This window comes from candidate division WOR-3 bacterium (genome assembly GCA_029858255.1).
Classification (GTDB): Bacteria; Hydrothermota; Tepidihabitantia; order SM23-42; family SM23-42; genus SM23-42.
In genome coordinates, this window is the sequence record JAOUFJ010000073.1 from 1 (window position 1) to 2,832 (window position 2,832).

General features: G+C 42.8%; 2 protein-coding genes. One reads left to right on the forward strand and one right to left on the reverse strand.

The window, feature by feature from the left end:
- Nucleotides 1–338 precede the first annotated feature (338 nt).
- Nucleotides 339–752, forward strand: a complete 414-nt coding sequence (locus tag OEV79_12500) for a hypothetical protein (protein ID MDH4212256.1) — start codon at nt 339–341, stop codon at nt 750–752.
- 436 nt (nt 753–1,188) lie between these two features.
- Here the strand turns inward: OEV79_12500 and OEV79_12505 are convergent, their stop codons facing one another.
- Entirely contained in the window at nt 1,189–2,421 is a 1,233-nt protein-coding gene (locus OEV79_12505; protein ID MDH4212257.1) for an RICIN domain-containing protein, read from the reverse strand.
- Nucleotides 2,422–2,832: the final 411 nt, after the last annotated feature.

Here is a 2,832-nt window from a genome sequence, read left to right on the forward strand (position 1 = left end):
TCTGGAAATCTACATTTCGACAAAATTTGGAGGGTCGTGTTGAACTCTAAATGATGGCTGTGCCTTTAGTATGAGGGGACGGGGGTTGACTTTTTGACATCCGTAACGTGGATATTGCCGAACTGAAAACAACCAAATCCGCCGCCGAAATTATGACTTGCCTAGCAGCAGAAAATGTCAAAAAGTCAACCCCCGTCCCCTCAGCTGAAGGATATGGAGAAGGTGGAAGGAGAATTGCTGTGTTGACAGCCATATCTTTGTACGTAATATTGTATACTAGTTGGATAAAGTACTTTAAACATTTTAGTAAATTGAGAATAAAATAAGAAGGAGCAAGAATGAAGAAATGTTTGCCTATTGTACTTATGGTAATTGTAATGTTGCTTGTATACGTAAACTGTCTTGAGTTCCCGGGTATGACTAATATTGAATTTACTTACTTCCCCTTACATATAGGCAATATGTGTACTACGAGTGGTGTGACTTTTTGCCGTACCGATCGTTTGCTTCCTTATATTCCTGAGGATCCCGCGTATTTTTCTTATTATCTCGACGCGTCACCCCAAGCTGGAGTACCTGTTGACAGAACAGAGAGGGTGCTCGAACAAACTTTTTCTTGGTTGGTAGAAAGAGCAATAGATAGTGTGGTGGTTGTTTCTGGTTCTGTTGAGTTCTTTCGCGAGAAATGGATATTAATTGAAGAAAATAGCGGCGATTGGACTTGCACGTGGTCTGACGAACCATTGTGGTAGAATCGTTCAGCAAAGTGGGGAGCAGAACCTCTATACAAAAGAAGCAATTCTGTATAATCTAATACGGTTTTAATGCCAAAATTGCACCTTAATGCGCTTTTTGTATCGCCTGGAATTATACATTAGTTTATCGAGTATAGTAAAACCACAACTGCAATGAAAGCGCAAGACCATCTTTGGTTCCTGACTTAGCAGTAAAAGAATCTTTGGTTGTGAATTGTGAAGATTTCATCCCGGCCGCCCTCCAATGGAGATTGAGGGCGGCCGAAACGTGATGCTAGATGTTTTCAAAAGTTAACGCACAATCGTGCAAAATTCTACTGCATTATATTTCCTGTGATATTTCGAGCAATAATCCTCCTGAAAGTAAACAAAACATAGCCCTTCATTCTTCAGCGTCAACGGCGGGTTGGATATAGATCTACACAATTGACACTCATTCTTTAGCACAACTGCCGTCAGCCGCTTTAGACGCACACACCTGGCATAACATTCCATCTGGTATTTTGCCATCCAGTAACTTCAACTCCTCGTAAACAGAGGTAGCACCTGGTACAGGCCACTCGGGGCAATTAGTACACCAATGCCACATGTCACTACCGTCGCTTTTACGATAGGTTGTGAGTTCATTCACTTTAAGGAACGTTCGTGTTCCGAAGGATCCAGTATATTCTCCTCGTAACCTTACTTTCACTTTGTTATCCTTTGCTTCATCAATTATGTTTTCTCGTTCGCAGCCATGTATCTGAAGAATCTCCACAAGTTCGTTGCGTGTAAGAGGACGGAAGCCGCTTTTGCTTTCGCCCCAGGCTGCAACCAATAGCTCGACTGTAAAAGGAGTTGTATAATCCTCCACCCAATCCACATAACCACGTACTAGGATTGAAGCTCTGGTATCCAGGGTCAAATCGCGCTCAATAGCATAGGTCCGTGTTACTTTCTTTGTCCATTCTCGGTTAGTTTCCAACCCAGCCTCAAGACTTATCTCGGTTTCGACACCTCCACAGCCAGGTATTTCCATGGCGAATTTGGCGCTGACGCCAAGCTTAAAGGACGTTGTGAAGCACCATCTGAACGTACATTCTTTAGAGACTTCATTAGATAGCGTCTCTGTGATTTTAGCCGGTGAATTATTGGTTAATTCTCTTTGAGTGACAATATCAATTCGGTCAGGTGGTGGAGCGGGGAAGTCAGGGGTAAAGCTGTCCGTCCTGATATCCCATCTGGGATTCACCAATTCAAATTTGAATAATTGGTTGTCACACTTATATTCAGTCCACTGGTGGATTTGAGCTCCGTTATTCATGTCGGCCGACGCGACATCAATGACTTTTTGACTAACCTTTGCTCTTATTTTACACCATTCTCCATCCCAGGGCTCGATCTTGAACAATTGGTTGTCAGTAGAATAATCTCTCCACTGGTGGATAATTTCTCCATCTCTCTGCGTACCCGATTTTACGTCAAGAGCTTTTCCGCTGTGTTTTGCCTTTATTTTGCACCATTCTCCATGCCTTTCTATGTAAAATAGCTGATGATCGCTCGGAGTGAGGGCCCATTGCTGTACCTTGGTGCCGTCTCCATGAGACCCAGATTGTATATCAATGACTTTACCACTATGCTTGGCCTTAATAGCATAGTAGAGATTTTCAGGCAATTGAAATGCCATGTTATCCTCCCTGACGGTTGTTCCTCTCTGTACTACAAACTCTATAGTACTACATTTGGGACATGGTGGCATAGTGTCAGTATCATCGTCAAGATTCACAATTTGCTTGCATTTAGTGCAGATATATACCCCTTTGCCTGGTTTCTGACCGGTTCTAGCTATTTTTCCTCCTTCTACACTTACTGCATAGCCTTTGGTAATAATCGGCTCTAGACAACACCGTATTACCAGCATACTCTTACGGTATTTATGGTACCCTTGTAGCTACCGCGGTCAACGAGTTGTTTTTTTTTGATTGTTAACAGATAAAACAAATACAAGAAATGGTTTGCGGGGCATGTAGACTGCGAAGGACGATACCGCAGCGTGTGAGTTGCAATGATTGGGCCAACTAAATACTCAGCAGGAATA

Coding starts and splice junctions, on each gene's coding strand:
- OEV79_12500 (MDH4212256.1), top strand. CDS start 339: ATGAAGAAATGTTTGCCTATTGTACTTATGGTAATTGTAATGTTGCTT.
- OEV79_12505 (MDH4212257.1), bottom strand. CDS start 2,421: ATGGCATTTCAATTGCCTGAAAATCTCTACTATGCTATTAAGGCCAAG.